This is a genomic window from Sulfurovum sp., assembly GCF_041562805.1.
In the GTDB taxonomy this organism is placed as follows: Bacteria; Campylobacterota; Campylobacteria; order Campylobacterales; family Sulfurovaceae; genus Sulfurovum.
In genome coordinates, this window is the sequence record NZ_JBFFOH010000008.1 from 1 (window position 1) to 25,381 (window position 25,381).

At 36.8% G+C, this 25,381-nt stretch carries 30 protein-coding genes; 10 read left to right on the plus strand and 20 right to left on the minus strand.

The window, feature by feature from the left end; all coding sequences use genetic code 11:
* The 3 genes from ABYK33_RS02075 to mrtJ form a co-directional block, all read left to right on the plus strand.
* A partial coding sequence (locus ABYK33_RS02075; protein ID WP_373031249.1) for a hypothetical protein occupies positions 1 to 370 on the plus strand: 370 nt, incomplete at its 5' end.
* A 107-nt stretch (positions 371 to 477) separates the two neighbouring features.
* Entirely contained in the window at positions 478 to 2,361 is a 1,884-nt protein-coding gene (locus ABYK33_RS02080) for a choice-of-anchor F family protein (protein ID WP_373031250.1), read from the plus strand.
* A 6-nt stretch (positions 2,362 to 2,367) separates the two neighbouring features.
* Positions 2,368 to 2,799, plus strand: coding sequence for a JDVT-CTERM system glutamic-type intramembrane protease (gene mrtJ, locus ABYK33_RS02085; protein WP_373031251.1), 432 nt, complete (start codon positions 2,368 to 2,370; stop codon positions 2,797 to 2,799).
* A gap of 8 nt (positions 2,800 to 2,807) precedes the next feature.
* On the opposite strand, the gene ABYK33_RS02090 is transcribed toward mrtJ, so the two are convergent.
* The 11 genes from ABYK33_RS02090 to ABYK33_RS02140 all read right to left on the minus strand — a co-directional run bounded on the left by ABYK33_RS02090 (position 2,808) and on the right by ABYK33_RS02140 (position 11,940).
* Positions 2,808 to 3,068, minus strand: coding sequence for a hypothetical protein (locus tag ABYK33_RS02090; protein ID WP_373031253.1), 261 nt, complete (start codon positions 3,066 to 3,068; stop codon positions 2,808 to 2,810).
* 12 nt (positions 3,069 to 3,080) lie between these two features.
* Positions 3,081 to 3,470: a fluoride efflux transporter CrcB gene (crcB, locus tag ABYK33_RS02095; protein ID WP_373031254.1), complete on the minus strand. Its 390-nt coding sequence runs from the start codon at positions 3,468 to 3,470 to the stop codon at positions 3,081 to 3,083.
* Positions 3,436 to 4,146, minus strand: coding sequence for a lysophospholipid acyltransferase family protein (locus ABYK33_RS02100; protein WP_373031255.1), 711 nt, complete (start codon positions 4,144 to 4,146; stop codon positions 3,436 to 3,438). The genes crcB and ABYK33_RS02100 overlap by 35 nt, the downstream gene beginning before the upstream one ends.
* On the minus strand, positions 4,124 to 5,167 hold the full coding sequence (locus ABYK33_RS02105; protein WP_373031256.1) for a hypothetical protein: 1,044 nt from the start codon (positions 5,165 to 5,167) through the stop codon (positions 4,124 to 4,126). Before ABYK33_RS02105 ends, ABYK33_RS02100 begins: the two co-directional genes overlap by 23 nt.
* A complete protein-coding gene (gene purQ, locus ABYK33_RS02110; protein WP_373031257.1) occupies positions 5,167 to 5,838 on the minus strand; it encodes a phosphoribosylformylglycinamidine synthase subunit PurQ in 672 nt (223 codons plus the stop codon). The genes ABYK33_RS02105 and purQ overlap by 1 nt, the downstream gene beginning before the upstream one ends.
* Before the next feature lies 1 nt (position 5,839).
* Positions 5,840 to 6,079, minus strand: coding sequence for a phosphoribosylformylglycinamidine synthase subunit PurS (gene purS / locus ABYK33_RS02115; protein WP_373031258.1), 240 nt, complete (start codon positions 6,077 to 6,079; stop codon positions 5,840 to 5,842).
* A 9-nt stretch (positions 6,080 to 6,088) separates the two neighbouring features.
* Positions 6,089 to 6,802 carry a phosphoribosylaminoimidazolesuccinocarboxamide synthase gene (purC, locus tag ABYK33_RS02120; protein WP_373031259.1) on the minus strand — a complete coding sequence of 238 codons (714 nt, stop codon included), beginning with the start codon at positions 6,800 to 6,802 and terminating at the stop codon, positions 6,089 to 6,091.
* A gap of 2 nt (positions 6,803 to 6,804) precedes the next feature.
* The gene (locus ABYK33_RS02125) at positions 6,805 to 8,160 is read right to left on the minus strand and encodes a S41 family peptidase (protein ID WP_373031260.1); all 1,356 of its coding nucleotides are present in this window, start codon (positions 8,158 to 8,160) and stop codon (positions 6,805 to 6,807) included.
* A gap of 127 nt (positions 8,161 to 8,287) precedes the next feature.
* The gene (locus ABYK33_RS02130; RefSeq protein ID WP_373031261.1) at positions 8,288 to 10,213 is read right to left on the minus strand and encodes a transglutaminaseTgpA domain-containing protein; all 1,926 of its coding nucleotides are present in this window, start codon (positions 10,211 to 10,213) and stop codon (positions 8,288 to 8,290) included.
* Positions 10,182 to 11,051 (minus strand): DUF58 domain-containing protein, encoded by an 870-nt coding sequence (locus ABYK33_RS02135; protein ID WP_373031262.1) that lies wholly within the window; start codon positions 11,049 to 11,051, stop codon positions 10,182 to 10,184. Before ABYK33_RS02135 ends, ABYK33_RS02130 begins: the two co-directional genes overlap by 32 nt.
* A complete protein-coding gene (locus tag ABYK33_RS02140; protein ID WP_373031263.1) occupies positions 11,017 to 11,940 on the minus strand; it encodes an AAA family ATPase in 924 nt (307 codons plus the stop codon). Before ABYK33_RS02140 ends, ABYK33_RS02135 begins: the two co-directional genes overlap by 35 nt.
* A 226-nt stretch (positions 11,941 to 12,166) precedes the next feature.
* Here ABYK33_RS02140 and ABYK33_RS02145 point away from each other — a divergent pair, with 226 nt between their 5' ends.
* Both ABYK33_RS02145 and ABYK33_RS02150 read left to right on the plus strand, forming a co-directional pair.
* Positions 12,167 to 12,877 (plus strand): alpha/beta hydrolase family protein, encoded by a 711-nt coding sequence (locus ABYK33_RS02145; RefSeq protein WP_373031264.1) that lies wholly within the window; start codon positions 12,167 to 12,169, stop codon positions 12,875 to 12,877.
* A 64-nt stretch (positions 12,878 to 12,941) separates the two neighbouring features.
* Entirely contained in the window at positions 12,942 to 13,157 is a 216-nt protein-coding gene (locus ABYK33_RS02150) for a hypothetical protein (RefSeq protein WP_373031265.1), read from the plus strand.
* A gap of 33 nt (positions 13,158 to 13,190) precedes the next feature.
* On the opposite strand, the gene ABYK33_RS02155 is transcribed toward ABYK33_RS02150, so the two are convergent.
* Complete coding sequence (locus ABYK33_RS02155) at positions 13,191 to 13,496, minus strand: hypothetical protein (protein ID WP_373031266.1); 306 nt, start codon at positions 13,494 to 13,496, stop codon at positions 13,191 to 13,193.
* A gap of 427 nt (positions 13,497 to 13,923) precedes the next feature.
* Between ABYK33_RS02155 and ABYK33_RS02160 the strand changes: the two genes are divergently transcribed.
* Positions 13,924 to 16,497: an ATP-dependent Clp protease ATP-binding subunit gene (locus ABYK33_RS02160; RefSeq protein WP_373031267.1), complete on the plus strand. Its 2,574-nt coding sequence runs from the start codon at positions 13,924 to 13,926 to the stop codon at positions 16,495 to 16,497.
* A 284-nt stretch (positions 16,498 to 16,781) separates the two neighbouring features.
* Here ABYK33_RS02160 and ABYK33_RS02165 read toward each other — a convergent pair whose 3' ends face one another.
* Positions 16,782 to 17,033, minus strand: a complete 252-nt coding sequence (locus tag ABYK33_RS02165) for a hypothetical protein (RefSeq protein WP_373031268.1) — start codon at positions 17,031 to 17,033, stop codon at positions 16,782 to 16,784.
* 157 nt (positions 17,034 to 17,190) lie between these two features.
* Complete coding sequence (mltG, locus tag ABYK33_RS02170) at positions 17,191 to 18,222, minus strand: endolytic transglycosylase MltG (protein ID WP_373031269.1); 1,032 nt, start codon at positions 18,220 to 18,222, stop codon at positions 17,191 to 17,193.
* 154 nt (positions 18,223 to 18,376) lie between these two features.
* On the opposite strand from mltG, the gene ABYK33_RS02175 reads away from it, so the two are divergent.
* Entirely contained in the window at positions 18,377 to 18,949 is a 573-nt protein-coding gene (locus ABYK33_RS02175; protein ID WP_373031271.1) for a class I SAM-dependent methyltransferase, read from the plus strand.
* Between the two features lie 77 nt (positions 18,950 to 19,026).
* Here ABYK33_RS02175 and ABYK33_RS02180 read toward each other — a convergent pair whose 3' ends face one another.
* From ABYK33_RS02180 to ABYK33_RS02190, 3 genes are read right to left on the minus strand one after another with little or no spacing between them, the layout of a single operon-like run.
* Entirely contained in the window at positions 19,027 to 19,473 is a 447-nt protein-coding gene (locus tag ABYK33_RS02180) for a YaiI/YqxD family protein (RefSeq protein ID WP_373031272.1), read from the minus strand.
* Entirely contained in the window at positions 19,470 to 19,664 is a 195-nt protein-coding gene (locus ABYK33_RS02185; protein ID WP_373031273.1) for a YwbE family protein, read from the minus strand. The genes ABYK33_RS02180 and ABYK33_RS02185 overlap by 4 nt, the downstream gene beginning before the upstream one ends.
* Positions 19,665 to 19,667: 3 nt before the next feature.
* Positions 19,668 to 20,165 (minus strand): hypothetical protein, encoded by a 498-nt coding sequence (locus tag ABYK33_RS02190; RefSeq protein WP_373031274.1) that lies wholly within the window; start codon positions 20,163 to 20,165, stop codon positions 19,668 to 19,670.
* Between the two features lie 102 nt (positions 20,166 to 20,267).
* On the opposite strand from ABYK33_RS02190, the gene ABYK33_RS02195 reads away from it, so the two are divergent.
* From ABYK33_RS02195 to ABYK33_RS02205, 3 genes are read left to right on the plus strand one after another with little or no spacing between them, the layout of a single operon-like run.
* On the plus strand, positions 20,268 to 21,431 hold the full coding sequence (locus ABYK33_RS02195; protein ID WP_373031275.1) for a fatty acid desaturase: 1,164 nt from the start codon (positions 20,268 to 20,270) through the stop codon (positions 21,429 to 21,431).
* A 3-nt stretch (positions 21,432 to 21,434) separates the two neighbouring features.
* On the plus strand, positions 21,435 to 22,088 hold the full coding sequence (locus ABYK33_RS02200; RefSeq protein WP_373031276.1) for a TrmH family RNA methyltransferase: 654 nt from the start codon (positions 21,435 to 21,437) through the stop codon (positions 22,086 to 22,088).
* A gap of 55 nt (positions 22,089 to 22,143) precedes the next feature.
* A complete protein-coding gene (locus ABYK33_RS02205) occupies positions 22,144 to 22,911 on the plus strand; it encodes a hypothetical protein (protein WP_373031277.1) in 768 nt (255 codons plus the stop codon).
* A gap of 68 nt (positions 22,912 to 22,979) precedes the next feature.
* On the opposite strand, the gene ABYK33_RS02210 is transcribed toward ABYK33_RS02205, so the two are convergent.
* The 3 genes from ABYK33_RS02210 to upp all read right to left on the minus strand — a co-directional run bounded on the left by ABYK33_RS02210 (position 22,980) and on the right by upp (position 25,329).
* Positions 22,980 to 23,288: a sulfite:cytochrome C oxidoreductase subunit B gene (locus ABYK33_RS02210; RefSeq protein WP_373031279.1), complete on the minus strand. Its 309-nt coding sequence runs from the start codon at positions 23,286 to 23,288 to the stop codon at positions 22,980 to 22,982.
* Positions 23,288 to 24,493, minus strand: coding sequence for a molybdopterin-dependent oxidoreductase (locus ABYK33_RS02215; RefSeq protein ID WP_373031280.1), 1,206 nt, complete (start codon positions 24,491 to 24,493; stop codon positions 23,288 to 23,290). The genes ABYK33_RS02210 and ABYK33_RS02215 overlap by 1 nt, the downstream gene beginning before the upstream one ends.
* Positions 24,494 to 24,696: 203 nt before the next feature.
* Complete coding sequence (gene upp / locus ABYK33_RS02220) at positions 24,697 to 25,329, minus strand: uracil phosphoribosyltransferase (protein WP_373031281.1); 633 nt, start codon at positions 25,327 to 25,329, stop codon at positions 24,697 to 24,699.
* Between the last annotated feature and the right edge of the window lie 52 nt (positions 25,330 to 25,381).

Sequence of the window (25,381 nt, forward strand, 5' to 3'; positions counted from 1 at the left end):
GACATCTATTCTCAAAAATAAAGTTGAATTTACCGGTATCGGTGCACAATCAGACGATGACGATACGGAAGACAGTTACAATAAAGCAATATCTGTGGAAGGAACACTAAGTATCACTCCTGAGATTATTGCGAAAGTAGGTTATATGGCATTCGATGATCAATTTGATTACAGATATAATCTTAATTCATCAGATGATAAGATTGATGTAAAAGATCTTGATTATGCCATTAATGTCGGAGTTGATTATGGGTTCATGGCAACAAATACGCCTATTAAACTTGCAGTTGAGTACGCATGGATGGCACCATCATTGGATAGAGTGGAAAATTACGAATCTTTTATGGCAACACTTACTTGGCCATTTTAGGGTAGGTTTTTATAATATCACACGAAAGGGTGATAGATATAATACGTCATTTATATTATAATAAGAATATGACATGTTAAGTTATTAAAATTATATAAGGAAGAAATATGAATAAAAATATCGTAAAAATGAGTTTAGTTACAGCAATGCTTTTGAGTTCAGGAGCTTATGCTGGTAATATTATTGGTGCGAATCCAGGAGATACTGTTGAACCACTTGAACAGTTTGGTTTTGGCGGATGGAATTTAACTAATGTGATGGTGAATATTACAGATACAGAGTATGTGCTAAACCCAAATCTAACATTTAATTCTGATGGTACATATGATGAAATGACATATGGGGACTCTTTCGAGTCAATTATCACAACAAATGGTTTAGTTACAGGTAAACTGCATGGAAAAGACTGGCCTGTAGGTGAACCTGCAGGTATAAAAATCATTAATGGTGATACTAAAGCGAGCAAAGGTAAACCAGGAAATTGTATCTTGACAACCTCTTATCTTTCGGCAGAGAATAATCTTCCTTCTTTAGAGAATGGTTATCTTGACGGTGATGATCCAGCACCTGTAATATGTTCAAGCCCTTTCCAAACGCATAAACGTTTTAAAGTCAATATGACAGAGGCTTCAACAGAGGATTATAATACGACTACCGGATACGGTAAACCTATAGATCTTGTATTTAACCTTGATGGTACTGATATGAATATGGAAAATGTACGATACCAAGTTTTCCAAAAGATCAATAACTATACTGGTATGAGACTTGATGGGTATAAAGTTGAAGTACTAGATGAAAATGGTACAGTAAAAGCGAATGATCTTACACTTTCCATTGGTCTTGATGAAGCTTTAACGGGTGGCGATAACCCACAACCAGATGGTGATATTTGGGACGTAGAAGATATGGCTAATTATTCACATGGTTTATGGGGACCTCAAACATTTGAAGAACCTGATCCACATTTTCCAACTGATGGTTTCTTTGACTCAAAAAGAGCAGGTTTTGTAGTTGATCCAGCAGGACATGGTACACCAACGCTTGAAGGTGGCCCTACAACACTAGGAAGTAATTATGTAGATCTCTTTGGTCTTTGGTTACCTTCAAAATGGCAGCCGATCGGTATATTCTTTGATAATGACAATAATCCATTGACAGATGCGGAACTTGTTGCTTTCTGGGGTACTGTTCCAAATGCAGAAACAGGTACTTTACCAGCTTGGCATAAAGGTAAAGACTATGATCTGTCAGACGGTGATCAAAGTTGGGCTGAACCTACAGTAGAAGAGTTACTTACTTGGATTTCTGATCCACTTTATGCACAAGGTCATATTGAAGATACGCTTAACTTGGGATTGAACTATATAGTTAATGTTGGAGAAAATAGTAATATTGGTGATACATTTACTGTCCGTATTACGCCACGTGTAGCGGCTGAACAGACAGCTCCTAATTATATTATGGATGATAATGAAACTTATATAGAACCACCATCAGGGTATGATGATGCAGAAAAAATTCTTATCATTAGTCCAGCGCCATACTTTGCTCCAGGTGCAGATCTACATGTAGGTTTGGCAGACACTGAGCTAAATACAGATGATCAGAATGCAGATGAAACGATTATTGTATTAACAAGCGATAATGGTGATGAAGAAAATCTTACACTTACTGAAACGGATGCAAACAGTTCTATATTTGTAGGAACTATAGGAACAAATACAGATCCTGCTGCTGATGATGGAGAAATGAATGTAGTGGACGGCACTGTTGTAACTGCAACGTATGAAGCCAATGCTACTTTAACATTGACTGCAACAACGACTGCAGAAGATGGAACAGTGACACCACCAGTAGTAACTCCTCCAAGTAGTGGTGGCGGTGGTGGTTGTACATACAACCCTAACAGTAAGAACTTTGATATGACATTCTTAATGTTAATGGCATTGGGTCTACTCTATCCGTTCAGAAGAAGATTTCTAAAATAGTCCTCTTTGAATAAAATACATATTAAATATGGAGCAGCTGTCTTGGCTGCTCCAATATTTGTTCTTCTTTATAACACTCTATTTCAACAACAATTATTTGATCTCAAGTTAGTATCTTTTGATACAAAATCACTTTTTTTTCTGATTGTTTTTTATCCGGTGATCGAGGAGTTGGCTTTTCGTGGAGTGATCCAAGAGTTTATTGCTTCAAAAACGAAACAATACCCTTCTTTTTTCTTTTTGAGTGTGGCCAACATACTGACATCAGTACTTTTTGTTTTGATGCATTTTGTACACCATGTACCTCTTTGGGCACTATTGGTTTTTATACCGTCTTTGATCTTTGGTTACTTTAAAGATCAGTATAAACATATACTACCTAGTATATTCCTGCATATGTTTTATAACTTCTGTTCTGTGTTTATGATCGTATCGTAAGATACAGTTTAGATACACATCGCCTGTTTTATCTTTTCCTGATTTAGTTTTTTAATGAGTTTCGTTGAAAGCTCACCATAACGTTCTTCATCCAGGTTGAGTTGAGTTCTTAGCTCTTCTGCAGGTATCTCATCTGCCCATGACTTCAATAGTTTTAATTCTTTTTTAGTGAGTTTTACTTTCAGTACTTCGAGTAACTCTTCAGGTTCTTTGAGTGGGTTTACGAGTTTTTTAATATGTTTTTCTATCTCTTGATTTAATGTTGACAATGTATATTCCTGTTATTTAGTTATTTGCATTATTAAGACGTACCCGATTCCTGCTAGGAGTATGGTACCAAAAAGGTTAAGTGCCATGTTGGCAAAAGCATGTGCATAGTGTCCTGATTCAAGTAAAAAGAAGCTTTCTATTGCAAAGGTAGAGTAGGTAGTGAGTGCACCAAGTATTCCCGTAACCAAAAATGTTTTGAGTTGCGGTGAAAGAGAGGTGTTTAAATGAAAATATGCAAAAAGCATACCTATAAGCAGACTACCAATCAAATTAACAACAAGTGTACCCAAGGGTAGGGCATGAACAAAATGTTTATTTGTTGCTCCGTTAATAAACAGTCTTAGCGTTGCACCTATAGCACCACCGCTAGCGACTGCAATGATTGTTGTTAAACTCATCATCTATAACCTTTTGCATATCTGATCTCAGTGTCTCAAACCAGTTTTCATCCTCACCATTGACAGAGATAGTAGGCATAAATGTATATTTTACTGTACCGCTGTGACCAGTTCTGACATGTTCATTTAAGACCCATTTACTGCCTGTTATGACTATCGGCTGTACACGTAGTTGTAACTTCTCTGCGATGATCTTTGTTCCCTGTTTAAAAGATAGTAAAGCCTGCTTGTCTGTTCTTGTGCCTTCAGGGAAAATGGCAACGGGACGATGATAGACTTCTTTAGATTCTTTTACATCTTTGATAAGTTTGAGAAGACCGGCTTTGTTTCCACGATCCAGAGAGATCATCTCTCCATGACGCAAGAGATTACCAAACCAGATCGCATCAAAAAGTTCTTTTTTTGCTACCCATCTTAAGTGGTTGTTCTGTAATGCTTCAAGGCCTATGATATCTACGATGCCCTGATGGTTCATGACATACATATCTACAGTAGTATCCATGACACCTTCTTGAGCCAATTTACCACCCATCATAAAAAGTGTCAAACGGTTGATATGATGAACAATGGTACTTTTGTACCTACCAAACAACATTAGGGCAGGTATCATAAAAACGGCGGTATTAAATGAGATGGCAAAAGCACCCCAGTAAAATCTAATTGTCGCAAAGATCTTCATTTTTGACCCATCCTATGATTCCCTCTTTATATTCAACCTTTTGAAACCCTTTACGTTCACCCAGTAACATGGTGTCAAGCGTTTGATCGATCTTTGTACTGACCGTACTTGTTTGCGTAGGTAAGATGTAGAGTGATGCACCCTGTTTTACACATATTTTCTTATGTGGTATATAAAATGTCAAGAGGGTGATAATCGATACTACACCAAAAACAAGATAGAAGAAATCTCGTTTTAATAAGAACATGAACAAAAAGAAACCAACCAAAAATATAAAGGTATATTTTTTCAGTTTTTCAAAGCTGTCTTCTTTAGGATTTAGATCAGACTGTGTAGTGACAGAAGCATCGGCAACGACAACAGGAACTTCTAAAAAAACATACTGTTTTTTAATAGTGTTGAAATAGGTGAACTTTAGCACCTTTTCTTCTAGAGGGAGGACCACATAAAATTCGGCTTCTACCTTTGCATTATTACGCTTTAAATTCTCAACACCAGCTTCCTGTACGTCATTTAACTGCATGTCCTCAAGGTTTGCTTCAAAGGCTTCTATGGAAAGGGTGACAATATGACTTTTTTCATCATAGTTTGAGACTTGTGAATTTTTTATCTTCATGTCAGCCGCGAGTACCTGACAGAAGTCATCTCTTTGTTTGATCGTCTTTATAAAGATCGTGTTAGAGTCAAGTGAAGCTTCTCCATACTCAGATGATATAAAGAGTCTTGGAATACGAATATCTACATTCGATGCTTTAAAATAGAAGGTGTAGAAACTATCAGGACCATTTTGCACCGTAAGAGGCTTTTTGAAGAGAGGTTGGATCTCACTTGAAGTGTCAAAAGTGAATTGAGGATTACTTTTACCAGATTCCCCGGGAGCGATGATAGTCACTGCGAAGAGTTGGTTCTCATATACCTTTTTAGGCATATAACTGTATTTAAACTCGTTCTGAGCGCTTAGTAGGGTAGTATAAGCTAATATAAGACCTATGAAAAGCCATACAGAACGTAAGTGTCGCATTAGGCTTCAAAACCTTTAAGCATACGTATACCATCTTCACTTCCGAGTATAGCTTCTAAAGCACGCTCAGGGTGAGGCATAAGCCCAAATACATTTTTATCTTCGTTACAGACACCGGCGATAGATGTGACAGAACCATTAACTACAACAGGTTGACCTTTTTCGTCTGAATAACGAAGAAGTATCTGACCGTTGGTTTCTAGCTTTTTAAACCCTTCATCATCGATGTAATAATTACCATCTGCATGAGCGATAGGTATGTTAAGTACTTCACCTTCTTCACATTTATTTAAGAATGCATTGTCATTGTTTATCACACAAAGATTTTGGTGTTTAGAGATGAAGTGGAGGTTGTTATTACGCTTTAGTGCCCCTGGAAGAAGACCTGCTTCTGTAAGGATCTGGAAACCATTACAGATACCAAGTACTTTACCACCATCATTTGCATAGGCAGTAACAGCCTTCATAACAGGAGAAAATCTAGCGATAGACCCCGAACGTAAATAATCTCCATATGAGAAACCACCAGGTACAACAACAAGATCGATGTCATTTGGAAGCTGTTCACTTTCATGCCATACAAGCTCTGTTGTATGTCCTAACTTTTCAAAAGCATACTGTGTATCAAACTCGCAGTTTGTTCCAGGAAATCTTAATACTGCTACTTTCATGTTAGTTGATCTCTATTGTATAGTCTTCGATAACTGTATTGGCAAGAAGTGTTTCACACATCTCTTTTACTTCAGTTTCAGCTACAGCTCTATCTGCAGTATCAAGCTCAATGATTATCTGTTTACCAATACGTACATCAGCTACTCCGGCAAAGCCTAAAGAGTCAAGTGCATGGTGTGCTGCTTTTCCCTGTGGGTCTAGAACACCTTCTTTTAAAAATACGTTTACTACTGCTGTCATTGTTATTCCTTATCTGTTTTTAATTCTGTCTAATACTTGTCTGTACGCTTCAGTGAGTCCACCTAAACCTTGTCTAAATCTGTCTTTATCCAGTTTCTCATCTGTATCTGCATCCCAGAGTCTGAAGTTATCTGGACTGAGTTCATCGATAAGAATGATATTTCCATCTTTATCTCTCCCAAATTCAATTTTGAAATCTACAACTTTAATGTTCAGGTCAGCATAGAACTCTGTGAGTAGTGTGTTGATCCTTCTTGCCATAAAACGAATATAGTCAAGTTCAGATGTGTCATTTACCAAGTTTAAAATGAGACAGTGTTGATCGTTTAGCTTTGGATCTCCAAGTGCATCATTTTTATAGTCAAATTCAACAAGTGTAAAAGGAAGTACAGTTTTATCTGCGATACCAAGATTTTTACTGAGACTACCTGTAGCGATATTTCTTACGATAACTTCTATATAGATCACTTCTGCAGCTTTATGAAGCATGTTATTATCGTCAATTGTATCTACATAGTGAGTAGGGATACCTTTTTCATCCAAATATTTGAAGAGTTCAGTTGATATTTGATTGTTGAGGGCACCTTTACCTTCTTCAGATGATTTTTTCTCACCATTAAATGCAGTAAGGCTATCTTTAAATTCAGAGATAAGAAGATCTTCATCTTCCGTTTTCCAAATCTTTTTTGCTTTACCTTCATACAAAAGTTTAGCTTTTGTCATTTTTATTTTCCTTTATTTGTGATGATCAATGCTTTCAAAATTTGCACAGCACTTTTTAGTTGTAGATCTTTGTAGAGTTGTGATTCTGTAATGATAGTATCATCTACTTTTGTTTCATTGCTATCCACTTTTAAAAGTGTATTTGCTTCTCTGGTCGCATTCACATCTATTTTAGAAAGTTCGCTTTCCAAATGTTTTTTAAGATCACTCTCTTTTAGTAAAACAGGATCTTCTATGAGATCTATTTTTCCAAGAGGGACGTTGATGTCAGGAGTCACACCTACTGCCTGGATAGTACGTCCGCTTGGTAGGTAATAACGTGCAACAGTAAGCTTTAAAGCTTCATCTTCACCGATAGGCATAACCACTTGGACTGAGCCTTTCCCAAATGTTTTCTCACCAACAACAATTGTACGGTTAAAGTCTTGAAGTGCGCCAGATACGATCTCTGATGCGGAGGCTGACCCTCCGTTTACAAGTACAACGATAGGCGTTTTTGTATCTGTATTTTCTTTATGTGCACGGTAATTAAGGTTTTCTGATTCAAGCTTTCCTTTTTGACTTACGATAACACCTTCTTCAACAAAGAGGTCTACGAGTCCGACAGCTTGATCAAGAAGTCCACCAGGGTTGTTTCTTAGATCAAGGATCATACCTTTGGTTGCATTGTGCTCTTTCATGGCATTCTGTACACCTTCTACTACTTTCTGGTCAAAAGAAGTAACGTGTACATAGAGTATTGTATCTTCTATGGTTTTTGTATAGACAGATTGTATTTTAATGATGTCTCTGACGATCTTGATTTCGAGAGGTTTAGGCTCTCCTTTTCTTATGATCGTTAAGACCAAAGAAGTTTTAGGTTTTCCTCTCATCATTTTCACAGAATCATCTATACTCATACCGATAGTCGCAGAATCATTGATCTTTAAAATGATATCTCCGGCTTTGATACCGGCATGAAATGCAGGTGTATCCTTGATAGGTGCAATGACGGTAAGAGCGCCATCTTTCATACCTATAGAGATGCCCAGTCCGCCAAATTCACCTTTTGTTTGCACAGAAAGGTCTTTAAAGGCCTTTGTATCCATAAAAGAAGAGTGGGAATCGAGGTTAGCCAGAAGGCCTTTGAGTGCTTTATCTACAAGGTCTGTAGTATTGACATCATCCACATATTGACTCTCAATAACGTTAAGAATTTGTGTGAATTTTATGTAAGCTTCAAGTTTTTCTTTTGCCGTAGAAGGTTCATGGGTTTTGTCAGTAGTATCTTTAGCCTGAGCGAAAGATCCAAACATGTATGCTGCAGTCAAAGTGCTTACAAGTCCGGCAATGATAACTTTTTTGCTTTTTTTAATCATTAAGGTGGTGTCTCCATATGAGAATTGGTTTATAATTTTATTTAAAAACATCTAAGAGGTTGCTTTGAATGCTCTGTATTACTATACATAAGAAAGTTTAACCGTTTTATAAAAGATCATCAGATGATTATGAAGATAAACACTTCTTTACCATGCTTTTTAATTGTTTCATAGTATCCACTGAATTGTTACCACCATAAGAGATAAGCTCATAATATTGATCCACGTCTTTTATGGCACTTTTTTCTGGATTATCTTCCATATATCTTAAAAAGTATTGGTGTAGGGTTTCACCTTTTTTTCGTGTATATCCTTCTTTTTTCATCTTTTTGAACAGTGGTTCCAAAATACAAAGTACTTTATGTGTACATCGTGGACGACGGAAGTATGAAGTGATGCTAAAAGTGATCAGTACTAAAGTAAGCAAAGAAAGTACAAACAGTAAAATAAATCGTGGATTTTCTTTTGCGTATTGCAGGAGTTGCAGTTGTCGGATATTGCTATAGTAGAGTATCCATGTTTCGACTTGATATTTTGCATACATAAGATTAAGATTCAATTTTTTAATAAACTCATTATCAGTATATATTGATAATTCTGTCTCAACATCGATAAATGATGCGGTACTTGTTGTCTCATATCTAACCCAATGTTCATTTATGTAGAGCTCAGCCCATGCATGTGCATCGCGTTCTTTTATTGCAAGATAATTGTTAAGACTGTTAACTTTGTCAGCCTTGTAACCTGTGACGATACGTGAAGGTATGCCTGCCATACGTGCCATAGTAACAAATGAAGAGGCAAAGTGTACACAGTAACCTCGACGTTTATCAAATAAAAAACTGTCTGTCGTGTTGTTTATGTCAAGTGCATCTGGTTTTAAGCTATAGGTTAAAGACTGAGTTTGAAAAAACTTTATAATGCCTTCTGCTCTTTTATCGGGTGAGCTAAACAGAGTTTTTATTTTTTGTGCTTCTTGATAGGTTTTAGGATTAGATTCTTTGTCAAAACTTGATGAAGCATTGCGTGTGTGGTTATCTAAAATATCATGAAATTTATGACTCAAAGAAGAGCTTGCAGCATAATGCATAGGTTCTTTTACAGGCTTTTCAACGGTACTTATCAGATCTCTGTCTAAATCTGCATCTTTAACGGTATGTGAAGGCATATCCAACATGTAGATCCACTGTTTTTGTGTTGGATACAAAGTGACTTTGTAGTCTACAATTTCTCCAATTGTGGGGTAATAAGACTTACTTTCTCTTTTAATATAAGCAGGGAGTGGCTCCCAATGGTCTTTTTTATCTAGATAAAGCATGCTGCCTCTAAAATAGAGAGTGTTAGAAGAAGGCACTTCTTTGTCAAATCCCACTTCCATCACGATGCGGTCTGATGGAACGAGTAGGGCTTTACTGTCTAAAAACATTGTACCATCATGTCCCATACGTTGAACGGTTTCCCCTTTAAATCCATAGTTCGCATGGTCAAAAGAGATACGAGGAAAGAAGATAAAAAGTACAACTACCCAAGGCAAAGAATACATAAACATTACCATGCTTGAACGGAAACTCTCTATCAAGTCGCCACTCATACGGTGTGCCAGTACCATCCATAGTAGGAAAAAGATCTCAAATATAACATAGGTGAGCATGACAATGCCATGAAAAAAGAACAAAGAGAGTGCCAAAAAAAGTATAGGGGAGAGCAGAAGATAAAAGTTGATCTCCCTTGTGAGTCTCTGCATGGAAACGACGATCAGTAAAACATAAACAAGCAGTTCAAGAAAAAGTTTTAGTCGTGAAAGACCTCTGAAAGAGAAGACACCATATAAAGAAAGAAATAGAGTGACCATACCGATGAGAAAGACAAAGACGATCAGATATTTGGATGCAGGAGTATGTTTAAAGAACAGTATTCCCAGAACCATAAATGTAAAGATCAGCATAGGTACTTTAAGTACAAGCATCAAAGGCAAAAGCACGATGATGTATGACATGTCTAAAAGACTTAAAGGAGGATGTTTAGTATCTTGCAAGAGTTTCAAGGATAACATCTATACTCTCCTTTGTAGAATTTAGCAATTTGTGGGGCATTTGTATCATGAATGGAAGGTTTTTCTTTTCGCACTCAAGTACCCATAAACAGAGTTGGGATAAACGTGCTTCATCTTCTTTGGCCACAGTATGAAAATTAAAAACCAGTTTAGGTGTCTGTGTCTCTTTACTAAAGACTTTGACAGACATTTCTCCTTTGGCTACAGATGCCCAGTGGATGTGAGAAAGCTTTTGGGAGCCATCATACGTACGTAAACCGTCAAACTCTTTTTCCTCACCATAATAGGTCTCTTCCTGTTGCAAGAAAGAGTCTAATGGAAGACCTTTTGGCTCAGGATAGACTATACATTCATAAGACTCTTTTATTTTAAGGACTAGACGTACGGTTGAAAGAGGGTATTTACTTTCCAAATAAGCATTTTGATGAATGAATGTACCACGTTTGTCTGGTGTCACAGGAAGTTTTAGGATTTTTGATGTCTCCCCTTTTATTTGTTCAAGAAGTACAGAAGTGTTTTCATCATGAAGTGTTATAGACCATGATGTTGTAGCTGAATTGTTAAATATCTCTATAGGTATGTGACCCTCATGAAAGGCAAAAAGGCGTCCTGAGCGTAGATATTTTGCCTCAAGATGTCCCAAGTTTAAAATACCTATGGGACCAGCAGAAAATGCAAGAGAAAATACAAAGAATAGAGTAATATATACGAGGTTGAAGTCATGCATATAGGCTTCGAGAAAAAGCCCAAAAAGCAAGACTACTACAAGAGCACTGTAACGTGTAGCATGTTGGTCTATGCTTCTATATATCTGAGCGAATGTGCGTAAAGATTTCATTTTGTATACGTTTTGCTGTAGTGATACCTTCTCTAAACTTCAAACGGTGGGAGCAGACAACAGAAGTAACTGCTTGTAAATCATCAGCAGTTGCATAAGTGCGCCCCTGCAGCATGGCCCAGGATTTTACCATGGCAGTTAAGGAGAGTGCCCCACGTGTTGAAAGACCATACTCAAAGATACTACTGTCTCTGGTATAGGCGATGATATCTTGAAGAAAATCAAGTAAAGTATCACTGAGTATGATCATAGAAGCCTGTTTCATATATGTTTCTATCTGTTGTAGGGTAAGCAAGGTGGCGGATGGAGTGTCATCATGTCCTGTTTTGCCCTTGAGGATCTCTCTTTCTGATGTTTTGTCCGGATAACCTATACCAAATGAACACATAAAACGGTCTAGTTGAGAAGTAGGCAAAGGAAATGTTCCTACCTCTTCATGCGGATTTTGTGTTCCTATGACAAAAAAAGGCTTTGGAAGAGTGTAGGGCGTTGCATCTATGGTGATGGTCCCTTCCTCCATGGCTTGTAACAGAGCAGACTGTGTTTTAGGCATGGAACGGTTTATCTCATCGGCTAAAAGAAACGAGGCAAAAATAGGTCCTTTTTTAAAGATAAAAGAGCCTTCTTTCTGATTATAGTAATTTACACCAAGTATGTCTGAAGGCAGCATGTCAGAGGTAAACTGTATACGACCAAAGTCAAGTCCTAAAACTTGGGACAGATGTTTGGCTAAAGTGGTTTTTCCTACACCGGGAATATCTTCCAAAAGCAAGTGCCCACCTGCAAAAAAAGTGGCCAAAGACAAAGCAATGGTTTCTCTTTTTCCCACCAAATGGGTTTCTATAGCATCGATAATAGGAGTAAATTCTGCTGCAATTGTATAATTCATAAAAGTATGTTAGCGTAAATTATATGTAACTTCTCTATAGCGGGCACTTTTTATCTGTTCAACCTTAGTATGATGATTTTAGACTTAGATGTTTTAATAAGAAGAGATTTTTGATATACTCTTCATATAGAAATATCGTAATAGCCTGCCAAAGTGTCCGGTTAATAAATAGTTCTATTAAGAAATGGAACACATACATGATCTTTAAAGTGGGAGTAGAATAACTATGCATAATGAAGACCTTTTATATGTTGAAGATGCCAAGAAGCGGAAATTGTTTTACCGTTTCACTCCTGCAGCTATAGCTTCAAATTTTGTGCCATTGATCGTTATCTTAGATGATGAGGGAAAAGCCCAAGAAAGACACTTCGAGCACAAAATGTGGAATGTACTCACACCCCTGGATAATTTTGGATATGAAAACAAAGGTTCTTGCTGGTTGGGTGAAAAGGGAGACTTTTTTGTTAAAGATCTTTTACAACATCTGATCCATGAAATCGCCGAAGAGTATGAATGTGAAGACCATATCTACATGTATGGAAGTTCTATGGGAGGCTACGGGGCCATTTTACACGGTATTTTGTGTAAGGCAAATGCAGTCTATGCACATGCTCCTTACATAAGATTACAAGAGACAAATAATGCCAACACAGCACAGAAAAACTTTTATGATTCTATATTCAATGAAAGCATCTCTAAAGAAAATGATCTGACAAATTTTCTAAATCCTATAGATGCTTTTCCTATTTTTTACCTGTGTGACGATGGAACTGCTGATGAAAACTGTCTCGAAGATGAGATGACCTATTTTCTAGATGCATGTAAAAAAAATGACATTAAAGTTGATCTGGATCATTGTGCAAAATTGGGAAATGATGGAACTCAAACCGTAAAAGAGGTTTTGAATTTCTTTGAACGTATGGCTTCTGGCGCATAGCCAGGGAGAATAAAATGGAACTATTAATTAATATTGATGTAGACTGCTATAAAAAAGGATACTTATGGACATGAGCATGCACATGGAACAGATAAATTTAGTGAAGTCATTGAGGGGCACGTACAAAAAAGCTGATAGAGAGATGGTAGTAGAGGTAGTTAATGCGTATAAGGAAAAGTATAACTGTAGCTATAAACATGCATATGAGAAGATGGTTGATGGAAATCCATCATACTCAACATATACAGCATGGAGACGTAAATCAGCAACCAGTAAGTAATACTTCAACTTCTGATCAAACCCCTAAATTTAACTATAAACAGGTCTGAACTATCTCTTCACCAAGCCTATTAGCCTCTTGGTGCATTTTCCACCAGTATGCAAGTTCACGTGCCTCGTTTGAGTCTGTGTTGTTCACTATTTTTTCAAAGATATCACTGTCTAAGCTTTCTATTTCATTAGACAACTGTGCAACACAGTCAACAAGAAAGTCATAATCATATGAGTCTGCACATTCTTGTATCGCTTCTGGCACCTCTTTTTCAAGTGTTACCAGTAGGTAGGCATAAAGCTGACAATTTTTACGTAGTCGTAGCTCTTTGTTAGAGGGGTTAGTCATTTGTTGTCCTTTTTAAACGTTCAAAATGATGTATTTTTTCTTACTTTACCCTAGTAATGTTAAATTGTCTTTAAAATAAAATGTCGTCCGAGTGATTTTGTTTCAAGAAGGTTTTTTGAGGAGGACATTATATGACTTTAAAAAAGTAGCCTGTCACATTTTTCCTATTTTAAGTAATGTGACTTAGATAAAAAGTATTAGCTTCTTGTCGATTTTAAAGAGATGTAGTTAATGAAGATCAGATCCCTATAGCAAACCTTATGAAATAGTCTATATGGGATGTTTTATAAGGTATCAGGATACATTTAGGAGATGAATGTATTAGAGTAAAATTAGATATATTAAAATATTTACTAAGTAAACTTGACAATAAGTGACTAAAGGTTGTATAATTAATTATAATTAAATCATTTTAAGGAGTTATACTATGAGTATACTAGAAAAATTAACCAACCAAATGCAAGGTACTATCGAGTCAGGTGTATCTTTAGCATTACATAATAAAAACCAGGAAGTAGATCCTATTCATCTTATTTGGGCCTTACTTACAAACAGTGGTTCCATTTTACATCAAGCACTTAATAAAATGAATGCTGATAAAGCTGCCATTGAGCTCGAAGCTAAAAGCATTGCAAATAGATTACCGACAGTTTCGTCAGTAACAAAAGAGAACATCAAACTTTCTCAAAATCTCGTACGTTCACTGCAAAATGCAGAGGGTGTTATGACAGCGAATGGCGACCAGTACCTTGCTGTAGATGCTTGGCTCATGGCGAATGCAGGGGAGAGCTTTATCAAAGAGACGCTCGGTAAGTACATTGATATGAATGAATATAAAAAGACTCTGGAGAGCATACGTGGAGGAAAGCAGATTGACTCACAATCTGGAGATGAAACACTTGAAGCATTAGCGCAATATGCAGATGACTTAAACCAAAAAGCACTCGATGGTGAACTGGACCCAGTTATAGGACGTGATGAAGAGGTGCAACGTATGATGCAGATCCTCATCCGTAAAACGAAAAACAATCCTATACTTATAGGTGAACCTGGTACGGGTAAAACAGCTATAGTAGAAGGACTTGCACAGCGTATCGTGAACAAAGAAGTGCCTCTAAGCCTTCAAAATATGCGTGTGATGAGTCTTGATATGAACAGACTTATAGCAGGGGCGAAGTATAGAGGTGAGTTTGAAGATAGACTTAAGTCCGTGATAGATGAAGTGAAAGAGTCAGGAAATGTGATCTTATTCATCGATGAGATTCATACGATCGTAGGTGCAGGAGCATCTGAGGGTGGAAATGATGCAGCAAATATTCTAAAACCAGCGCTTGCACGTGGTGAGTTGCATACCATTGGGGCTACGACACTTAAAGAGTATAGAAAGTATTTTGAAAAAGATACAGCCTTACAAAGACGTTTTCAACCTGTAAAAGTAGATGAGCCAAGTATAAATGAAGCATTGCAAATCCTAAGAGGTATAAAAAATAGACTTGAAGTACACCATAATGTCGTCATTACTGATGCAGCATTGGTTGCAGCAGCAAAGCTTTCTGATCGTTATATTACAGACAGGTTTTTACCAGATAAGGCCATAGATCTTATAGATGAAGCAGCAGCAGAACTTAAGATGCAGATAGAGTCAGAGCCTACGGATCTTTCAAAGATCAAGCGTGAGATCTCAACGATACAGGTAGAAAAAGAAGCACTTAAAATGGAAGAGAGTGATAAAAATACGTCACGTATCGCTGAGATAGAAAAAGAGTTGGCAGATATGGAAGAGAAACGTGTTTCATTGCAAAACCAATTTGAGAATGAAAAAGCAGTATTCAATAATATTGCAGAAGTAAAAAGTGCCATAGAATCACTCAAAACGCAAGCAGAGTTTTCCAAAAGAGACGGTGACTTCAACAAAGCTGCAGAGATAGAGTATGGGCAAGTTCCAGCAGAAGAGTCAAAACTCAAAGCATTGGAAGACAAGTGGATCCAGATGATGTCTGAAGGCACTTTACTTAAAAACTCTGTAGATGAAGAGATGATAGCAAGTATCGTAAGCCGTTGGACTGGTATAAGTGTGAGTAAGATGCTTCAAGGTGAAAAAGAGAAGATCCTTGCCATCGAAAGCATCCTTAAAGAAGAGGTAGTAGGGCAGGGAGAAGCACTTAAAGCAGTGGCACGTGCCATTAAACGTAATAAAGCTGGGCTTAGCGACCTGAATAGACCTATAGGTAGTTTTATGTTCCTTGGACCAACAGGTGTAGGTAAAACACAAGTGGCTAAAACCCTTGCAAAATTTCTGTTTGACTCTGAAAAGTCACTCATCCGTATCGATATGAGAGAATATATGGAGAAACATGCTGCAAGTAGACTTGTCGGTGCACCTCCAGGGTATGTAGGATACGAAGAGGGAGGACAGCTTACAGAAGCAGTAAGAAGAAAACCTTACTCTGTAGTGCTTTTTGATGAGATAGAAAAAGCACACCCGGATGTGTTTAATACACTTTTGCAAGTACTTGATGATGGACGTTTGACAGATAACAAAGGGGTAACGGTAGACTTTAAAAATACTATTATCATTATGACCTCTAATATTGCCTCAGATAAAATTATGACAATTACAGACAAAGAGGAGAGAAGAATAGCGGTAAACGATGAACTCAAACGAAACTTTAAACCGGAGTTCCTTAACCGTCTGGATGAACAGGTTATCTTTAATCCACTTGATCTTGAAGCAATTACAAGTATCGTAGATATATTATTTAAAGGTATCCAAAGTAAGCTTGCAGAGCGTGATATTACGATTACGTTAACTGATAATGCCAAAGCTTATATCGCTGAAGCAGGATTTGATCCGGTTTATGGAGCTCGTCCTTTGAAACGTGCACTTTATGAGGTTGTAGAAGACAGACTTGCGGAACTTATACTTGAAGACAAAGTGGTTGAAGGCTCGTCAGTAGCCTTTGATGTTGTTAGTGGAGAGATAGTGGTTAATATAAATTAATTGTTTATATAAATAAATAAGTTTGCCTCAGGGTGACTTGTTTTTCTAAGTGTTGTTAGGCATAGATAAAGATTCTTCTCTACACTCAAGAGTACTGCCGTGTAGAAGACCATGATGGTCTTCTGGTCGCAATCTAGAGATAGTAGCAAGTCGGGAAAGACTTGTGATAATAGTTGATCGATGATCCAAGCGTAGTTTTACTCATTGTTTTTTCTGCTATTATTGTCTCTGTTTTGTTGTACATAACTTTCTCCTTATTTTAGTGTTTTATATTGATATCCATGCTAGGATAATATTTTACTGTCTGACCATCTTTTTATGAGTTCTAGTCCCATGTCATATGGTAGTTTACCTTCTATACTAAGTCTTTCAACCTCTTTTTGAAGTTGTGTCGTACTCATACAGTCACTTGTATAGCACAGGGTTTCATATGTTTTTGTTTCCATCTTATTAAGATCAGTTGTGCTGGTTGCAAATGTCATTGATGTACTGATAATCGTAAGTCCAATGATATTTTTTATAAATTTCATTGTCATATTAAATCCTTTCTATATTAATTTCATAGAGCAAGTATAACACTGAAATTATATTTTTTATACATCTAGTTGTATAATATTTAATCAATATATTTTTGCAGTTTTAGGATGAAGTATAATTATCTGCTGTATGGATTTTGAAAATTAGATTTATGCTTTAAGATTTTGGTGGGGATTTACTATAGGTATTATTTGCTTCTTGTTTTTGCTTATTCTTCTCATTTTGATACACTCTAAAGGCTCTAATATTCTCTAAGTGCTTATCGTATGTTGCAGAAAAGTTATGTGTACCCTTTTTGTTTAGCATAAAAAAAAGATAGTCACTGGATGCAGGTTTCATAGACGCTTTAAGTGCATCCAGTGTAACGGTACTTAGAGGATCTGGCGGTAAACCTTTATGTTTGTATGTATTATATTGACTTTTATCATTTTTAATACGTTCAGGGGTTACAACAGTATGGGCATAGGGTCCATAATTCAACGTACCATCCATTTGCAATTTCATACCTTTTTCAAGTCGATTATATATCACCGAGGATATCAGTGGCATTTCATCGATAGAATTACTTTCTTTCTGAATAATAGACGCGATCACATGTACAATCTTTAGTTCCATTAATTCTGGTTTATGTTTAAAGTATTTATGAACAAAAGTATTTAATTTTCGTCTGGAATCTAAGAACATATACTGCATCGTTTCATTTTCATCTGCTTGACGTGCAATGGTATAACGTTGAGCTAATATATCCGCTTCATCATAATATGCATGCATTTGATAGGCACTTAAAAGTTTTTTTTTATCTAGTTTCATATCATTGGAAAGACGTGCAGTTAGCTCATCCTTTGTCTCTCCTGCATATACGACAACATCCATAAGTTCATTTGTCTTTTGTTTATAGAGATGCTGAAAAAATAAAAAACGTCCATGTTCACTGGGTTCAACACTATACCACCCCTCATCAGGAGTCCTTCTAAGTCTTAACATCAGTTTATCCATCCATGTGACTTCATATCCATTTGATTTGAGTGTTTTAACAACGTCATCAATATTTGAAGAAGGGATATAGAACGTTTTGGTTCCTTCATTTACAGGAATAAGATTATAGGTTAGGGGAATCAATAATAGTAGCATGAAGATCTCAAAGTAAAGAACAAAATGTCTGTATTTATCTGAAAGTATCTTTTTCATTAATGCCCTATAACCCCATAGTTTATTTTTAATCTTAACTGTTTATTATATCTAAGTTGTATAACTTGGTATATAGATGTGTCAAATTGTCATACAAATGAAGTTTTATACTATAATAATAGAGATGAAAAGTATATAAGAAGGAGTAATATTTATGATACCATTTAATCATTTGGGGTGGATATTTAAATACATAGGACCATTAATATATCCTCACACAATACGAGAGTCTCTTTGTAGTTTCTTGATACCACTTTCAAGATCTGCATCTGTATTGGATCTTGGCGCAGGAACAGGTGTTATGAGTGAATTTGCCTATGCCTGTCGAGAGGATCTGCAATTTACTGCTGTAGATCCTGCCGAAGGTATGCTTAAATTTTCTGCGGAGTACGTTCAAACACATAAGGCTAATGCGGAAGCGCTTCCTTTTGATACTAGTAGCTTTGAAGCCATACTCATAGGTGAGGCACTTCATCATTTTCAGGATGTAGAAAAATCATTGCAAGAGATTGTACGTGTACTTGATGATGAGGGTAGGCTTTTTATCTATGATTTTGACTCAAGTACTTTTATGGGGAATACGCTTTGTCGAGTAGAAAAGATACTGGGTGAACCTGGAAACTTCTTTGCACCTGAAGTATTAAAGCAAAGACTTGAAAGTCACGGTTTTTCAGTCAGTATTAGTCAATTTGGGTATCGTTATACTATTGCTGCACAATTGCTCTAATTGTATAATGTATTGAACTTGTAGTCTCCCGTGTGCCCGTAGGTAATGCCCTTGGGGTACAAACAAGAGAATGATTCTTAATAGTTTTTTGCTAAAAATGCATTGAGTTGGTTGGCAAAAGCATGGGCATCTTTCGTCCCAAATGCTTTTGGTCCACCTGTCATCTCTCCACTCTCTCGAATGCTCTCCATGAGGTTTCTCATAGCCAGATACTGTTTGATGTTATCTACACTGTAAAGTTCGCCTCTATGGTCAATAGCATGGGCATTTTTATTGATGATCCTGTCGGCCAAGGGAATGTCAGCAGTAATGACCAAGTCACCCACTTCACATAATTCAACGATGTGATGATCGGCTTCATCTGCACCTTGATCTACGATAATGTATTGTATATATTTTGAATTGCCTATATGTATCTTTTTATTGGCTATAACTTTTGTAGGTAGAGCTAAGCGTTCTATGCTACGAAGGACGATAGGTTTAAGAAGATTAGGAAATGCATCCCCATCGATAAAGAGGGTCATACTATCTCTTTAACACGTCCTACTTCACCTGTATTAAGACGTACTTTTATACCGTGAGGATGGGTAGGGGAGTTAGTAAGGATCTTCTGTACTTTTCCGTAAGTAAGCCTTCCCGTAGCTTGATCTTCTTTAAGTACCACTCCCACATCCAAACCATACTTGATATCGGCTCGTTTTTGACCACCGTTCATCTATTATGCCTTTGGTTCGTAGTTAAGTACTTTTTTGACCGTATCTACAGAACAAAAGAAGACTGCATCAAAGACAGGATTTAATTTCACAGTATTCTCATCTATGAGATCAAAAGGCTGAAAGAAAAAACCTGGTCCGTCTTCTTTTATAACCGGCTTGACATGAAAAACGATAGGTTTTAATGTACGTACGACATTGAGGATCTTTTTATAGTTCTTCTCATCAGACTTTGGCAGGAAGTTCTCTTGCTTACTCTCATTTACACGTGCTTTAAGCAAAAGTTGCAGTTTATCATTGAAGATGACTTTATTCCACTTGATGGTTCCTAATTCGATCCTAAATTCAGTATTGCCCGAGGTAAGTGGATGTGGCTTGGTTTCACGGATGGCTTCGAGGAGTTGAAGAAAAAAGTTCTTCCCTCCAAAATTGTTTGCACACTGTAAAAGTTTTTCATGATGGAGTATTTTCTCTTCATCTGTTAAGGTACTGAAGTCGCACATAGTTTATTCTTTGTATTGATTTTTCTAATTATATCTAAATAAACCCCTATATTAAATCGCCCTTACACTATAATACAAACCAATAAAGTACAAGGTAGAGAAGTGACAGGATACACCCCCTATAATAAAGTAAATAAAGAACAACTGCAAAGAGATATAGACAATATAAAAATTACTTTGGGAGCGCCATCCCAAGAGGACTTTAAGCATTTACTAAAGATGGAACGTTGGGGAAGAATATTCACTTTTACGGGTTATTTTCTGATATTACTTTTAAGTTACCTAGAGCTACATTATACTGTGGGTACTTTCATATTTTGGACTATAGCTCTATCTGCAGCTTCCTGTATGGGCATTGGTAATGTTTCCAGATGGGCAAATATCACACATCCTATTTTACATGGTGCATATGACAAAATACCAAACATACCCGCACGTTATACCAGCAAGTATTATGCTACGGGGAAAAGAAGATATATAGACTGGCTTGACTGGCTGAAAGTAGATGCATGGTCTTTTGAACATAACATCATGCACCACTATCACCTAGGAGAAGATGATGATCCGGATAATGTAGAATATAATCTTAAATGGCTCACTACTTCAAAAATACCTATGTGGCTGCGTTATGTCATCATTTATGGTTTTACAATGGTATGGAAGCCGGTGTATTACGCACCTAACACACTCCGTATACTTGACAACAAAACACGTAAAAGATCTAAGTTACCAGAGATCAAAAAACATGTATGGAGTCCTTTTTCAGTCAATGGATTGAGATTGTGGAAAGAGTATCTTCTGCCTTATATAGGCATAAAGTTTATACTTATTCCTTTGCTGTTTCTTCCGTTGGGATGGGGTGCTGTATTGAATGCATTGCTGATTACATTTATGGCCGAATTGATGGCGAATTCTCACTCTTTTACTGTCATAGTACCTAACCATTCTGCCGGAGATATTTACCGTTTTGATACACCGCATAAAACTCAGGGTGAGTTTTACCTTAGACAAATTATGGGATCTGTAAACTATAGAACTGGTACAAATCCTTTGGATTTTGTGCATGGATGGCTTAATTATCAGATAGAACATCATTTATTTCCGACTTTACCGCTTAGTCAGTATCAAAAGATGCAGCCTATCGTAAAAGAAATCTGTGCTAAACATAACCTTGAGTACAGACAGGAGTCTGTGTTTAAAAGGGTGAGAATGACGGTTGAACTGATGGTGGGTAAAACAAAACTTCTCAAAGTAGAGGGTGTGTAAATTATGAGTACTGAGCGTAGAATGGAACGGATAGATGAGAGTCTTTTACGTAAGCAGCCTACACTTCAGGTCATGCTTGACAATGTACATAGTTCACAAAACCTCTCGGCCATAATCCGTTCCTGTGATGCGGTAGGTGTACTCGATATTTACTACACAACAAAAGAGAATGAATCACTTCGTATACATAAGACCATCACGCAGGGTGCTCACAGGTGGACACACCGTTACAGAATCAACTATGATCACAAAGTGAAATTTTTAAAACAAAAAAAAGCCCAGGGATTTCAAATTGTTGTGACACACCTTGAAGAACGTGCAGTCTCTTTTAGACAGATAGACTATACCAAACCGATACTGCTAGTCATGGGAAATGAAAAAGACGGTGTTTCTTCTGAAATAGTTGAGATGGCAGATGAAGTCATCATTATACCTATGCAGGGGATGGTACAAAGCCTTAATGTTTCCGTCGCTACGGCACTAATACTCTACGAAGCAGAAAGACAACTTGAAAATGCCGGAAGATATGACACACCTCTGTTAAGTGAAGACAAAAGAGATGAAATCAAAGATGCTTGGGTCTATCGCGATACAATAGCACGAAAGAGTAAAGGTCAGATTCCTTTGGAGTTTAAGGAAGAAATTATAGGTTTTTAATCTACACGATACCTACACTTTTATACTCTATGATACAAAAAATGAAAGGATTCACATGTTAAATAAAACAAAATATTTAGGATTGATCGCAGCTACTTCTTCAACATTATTTTTCACTGGCTGCACTACTCATAGTTCAGGTTACTATAATGATGGATATTATGATCGTGCTCCATACTCTTCAAGTGTCACTGTTGGTCTCTCCAGTTATGGTTACCCATATTATTATAATAGACCGTATTATTATGTTGGTGGTATTTATTATTATGGTGGGTATTACAGTAATGGATATTATCATTATGGTAAGCGTAAATTCCGTCATGGACATTACTACAACAAAGGGTATCGCTACTATAATGGAAAACGTTATCGTGCAGTAAACGGAAACCATGGATACTATCACAGTAGAAGTACTTACGAACGATCAAACCATTATAAAAACAGACATCGTAAAAATAACAATGATAGATCTCATACAAAGACGAGAACAAATGATAGAGATCAATATGGCAGAATGAACACGAGAACCCATGTCAGAGCGAATGATAGAGATAATATAAAAACTAAAACTAGAACCAAGAATGGTGAGTACGTCAAAACTAAAACCAGAACTAAGAATGGTGAGCATGTTCGTACTAAGACAAAAACTAAAAATGGCGATAATGTAAGAACAAAAACGAGAACAAAGAATGGTGAGCATGTTCGAACTAAAACTCGAACAAACAATGGGAATAATGGCTGGGGCAATGGTGATCAGTCTGCACCCGGAAACTCTGGTGGCAATAATAATGCTGAAAACAGTGATAGAACTAGAAGAAACTAGTATCACTTAGCGTTAAGTGATCAATAAATATTTAAAGTATTCCACCTCATATGAGGTGGAGGAATGAACTACTCTAACTGCCCATTTCCATAATGTTCAAAGAAATAGTCAGTAACTATCTCAACATCTTCGTCAGTCATAGGTGCTTTAAAGTGAACGATCATTTTATCTACTTTTCCACGCCAAAACTTTTTAGACTGTTTCCCACTGTTGATCATATATCCAAAAGAGTGACACGTCAGACAATTTGCCTGTACCGCGTCAAAACCTTTACCCATTTTTATAGGAAAAGGTACATAAGGTACTTCAACTTTTTCTTTTACTTGTGCAAAAAGTGGTGATGCAAGCAGTGTTGCAATTAAAATTAATTTTTTCATTATACTACCTCCACAGTAACTTCATCGATACCATTATATTTATATCCACCGTGATTCCATTTGATATCTTTCGCAAATGGTTGTTCATCACCTATCTTATTGATAGCTTTAGTCATAATAGTCACTTTTCCATAGGTAGTTGGTTTATATGCAAACCTAAAAGCTCTATATGAGTAACGGCCAAGTTTACCATCATCAAGAAGGGCCTTATCCCATGTTTTTCCACCGTCTGTTGAAACAAGTACATCTTGTATACCATGTCCATCATCCCATGCTACACCACGCACTACAATGTGAGAATTGTGAGACACAATAGAGTCCCTGGTTGGATAACCGATCACAGATTTAACGTTCATTTTTTTGATAGGTTTTGTTTTAGGAAATCTTTTCTCTGGTGTTTCTGATTCAGTCTCATTGTCTGGAACACGATACGCAACATCCATAAAGAAGAGTTTTTTGTATTCATTGGTCACCGTAATATTTGAAAGCATTTTAACCCATGAATCAGAGTAGTATCCTGGTAGAACCAGTCTAAGTGGGTAACCATTGAGGTATGGTAGATCTTCACCATTCATCTCATATGCCAATATCACGTGGTCATCAAGTTCACTTATTTCAAGCTCACGTACAAACTCTGGTGTTTCATAGTAGGCAGCTTTTTCAGAACCATTAAATCCTATCCATCTTGCATCTTTGTGTAGTCCTGCTTTGCTAAGAATATCAGATAATCTTACACCTTTCCATGTAGCACAGCCCATTGCACCTGAACCCCATTGAATACCACCAGCGATAGGCTTGAATGCAGAACGGCTGTTCCCCCCACATTGTAGTACAGCGGTTACTTCTACTTGCTCGAACTTTGTTTTAAGATCGTTAAGTGAGATATGCAGTTCTTTTTTCACAAGCCCATTGATGTGAATAGTATAAGTATCCGGATCAATATATGTAGGGATATCTGGCATATGCCAACGTACAAAAAACTGATCATTTGGTGTAAGTACAGAAGTAAATACATCTCTAGGTGTTTCCAACAAAGGGGGTCTGTCAGAATACATGATAAGTGGTCTTTTTTCAGGAAAAGCAACGGGTGATACTTTTCTGTTGTCGATAGGTTGTACTGTCTCTCCAGCATCAAGTGTACTGGTCCCTACTGCGGCAGCTCCTGCCGTAACTATAGCTTTTTTAAAGAATTCTCTTCTTTCCATTAAATACCTTTCCGTATAAAATTTATAATAATATAAATTTTAAGTTATATGTAGTGTGATTATGGGGAAATACCTCTTAATGAAGACTGAAAACAGATGTTAATACGACTAATTTACTAGATTATTGCAGGTTTATTTATTATCTTAGGTTTTATTATCAATTCCATTTACTTATGTATGAGAATATATTGATATACTTTTTATTACTCTAGTGGTTCAATTGTATTGTAAGATCGATCTCCTGCATCACCTAACCCTGGTACTATAAACATATTCTCATTAAGTTTTTCATCTATTTGTGCAATGAATATTTCTATATCCGGGTGTTTTTGTTCAAGTATTTCCATGCCTTCAGGTGAACCTATGATATTGAGAGAGATGATCTTTTTAGGTGACTTGGTCTTAATAACAGATATTGCATCACATAAGGATCCTGCAGTAGCTACCATAGGATCAACAATAACTACTGTTTTACCTTTGCATTCAGGTATACGGTCATAGTACAAAACACTCTGATGGGTCTTTTCATCACGTTTCATGGCTAAGAAACCGGAAGAGGCTTTAGGAAACAGTGCCGTTACGGGCTCGATCATAGGAAGACCTGCTCGTAATATAGTGACAAAAATAATATCTTCTTCTTTTATAAATCCAAATGATCGGTCTCCCTGCCATGTTGTAATGGTTTTATCTTCAAGTGTCTCCGTTTTGAGTGCTTCGTAAGCCAGAAGTCTACTAAGCTCTTGAACGATATGCCTAAAACGTAATGCATCTGTTTGTGTTTCTCTCAAATGGTTCAACAAAGTTTTAACAACAGGATTGGATAGTTCATAGATCATAATATACCTCTCATTTTATTTTATTATACCAAAATCCATTTTATCAATATCA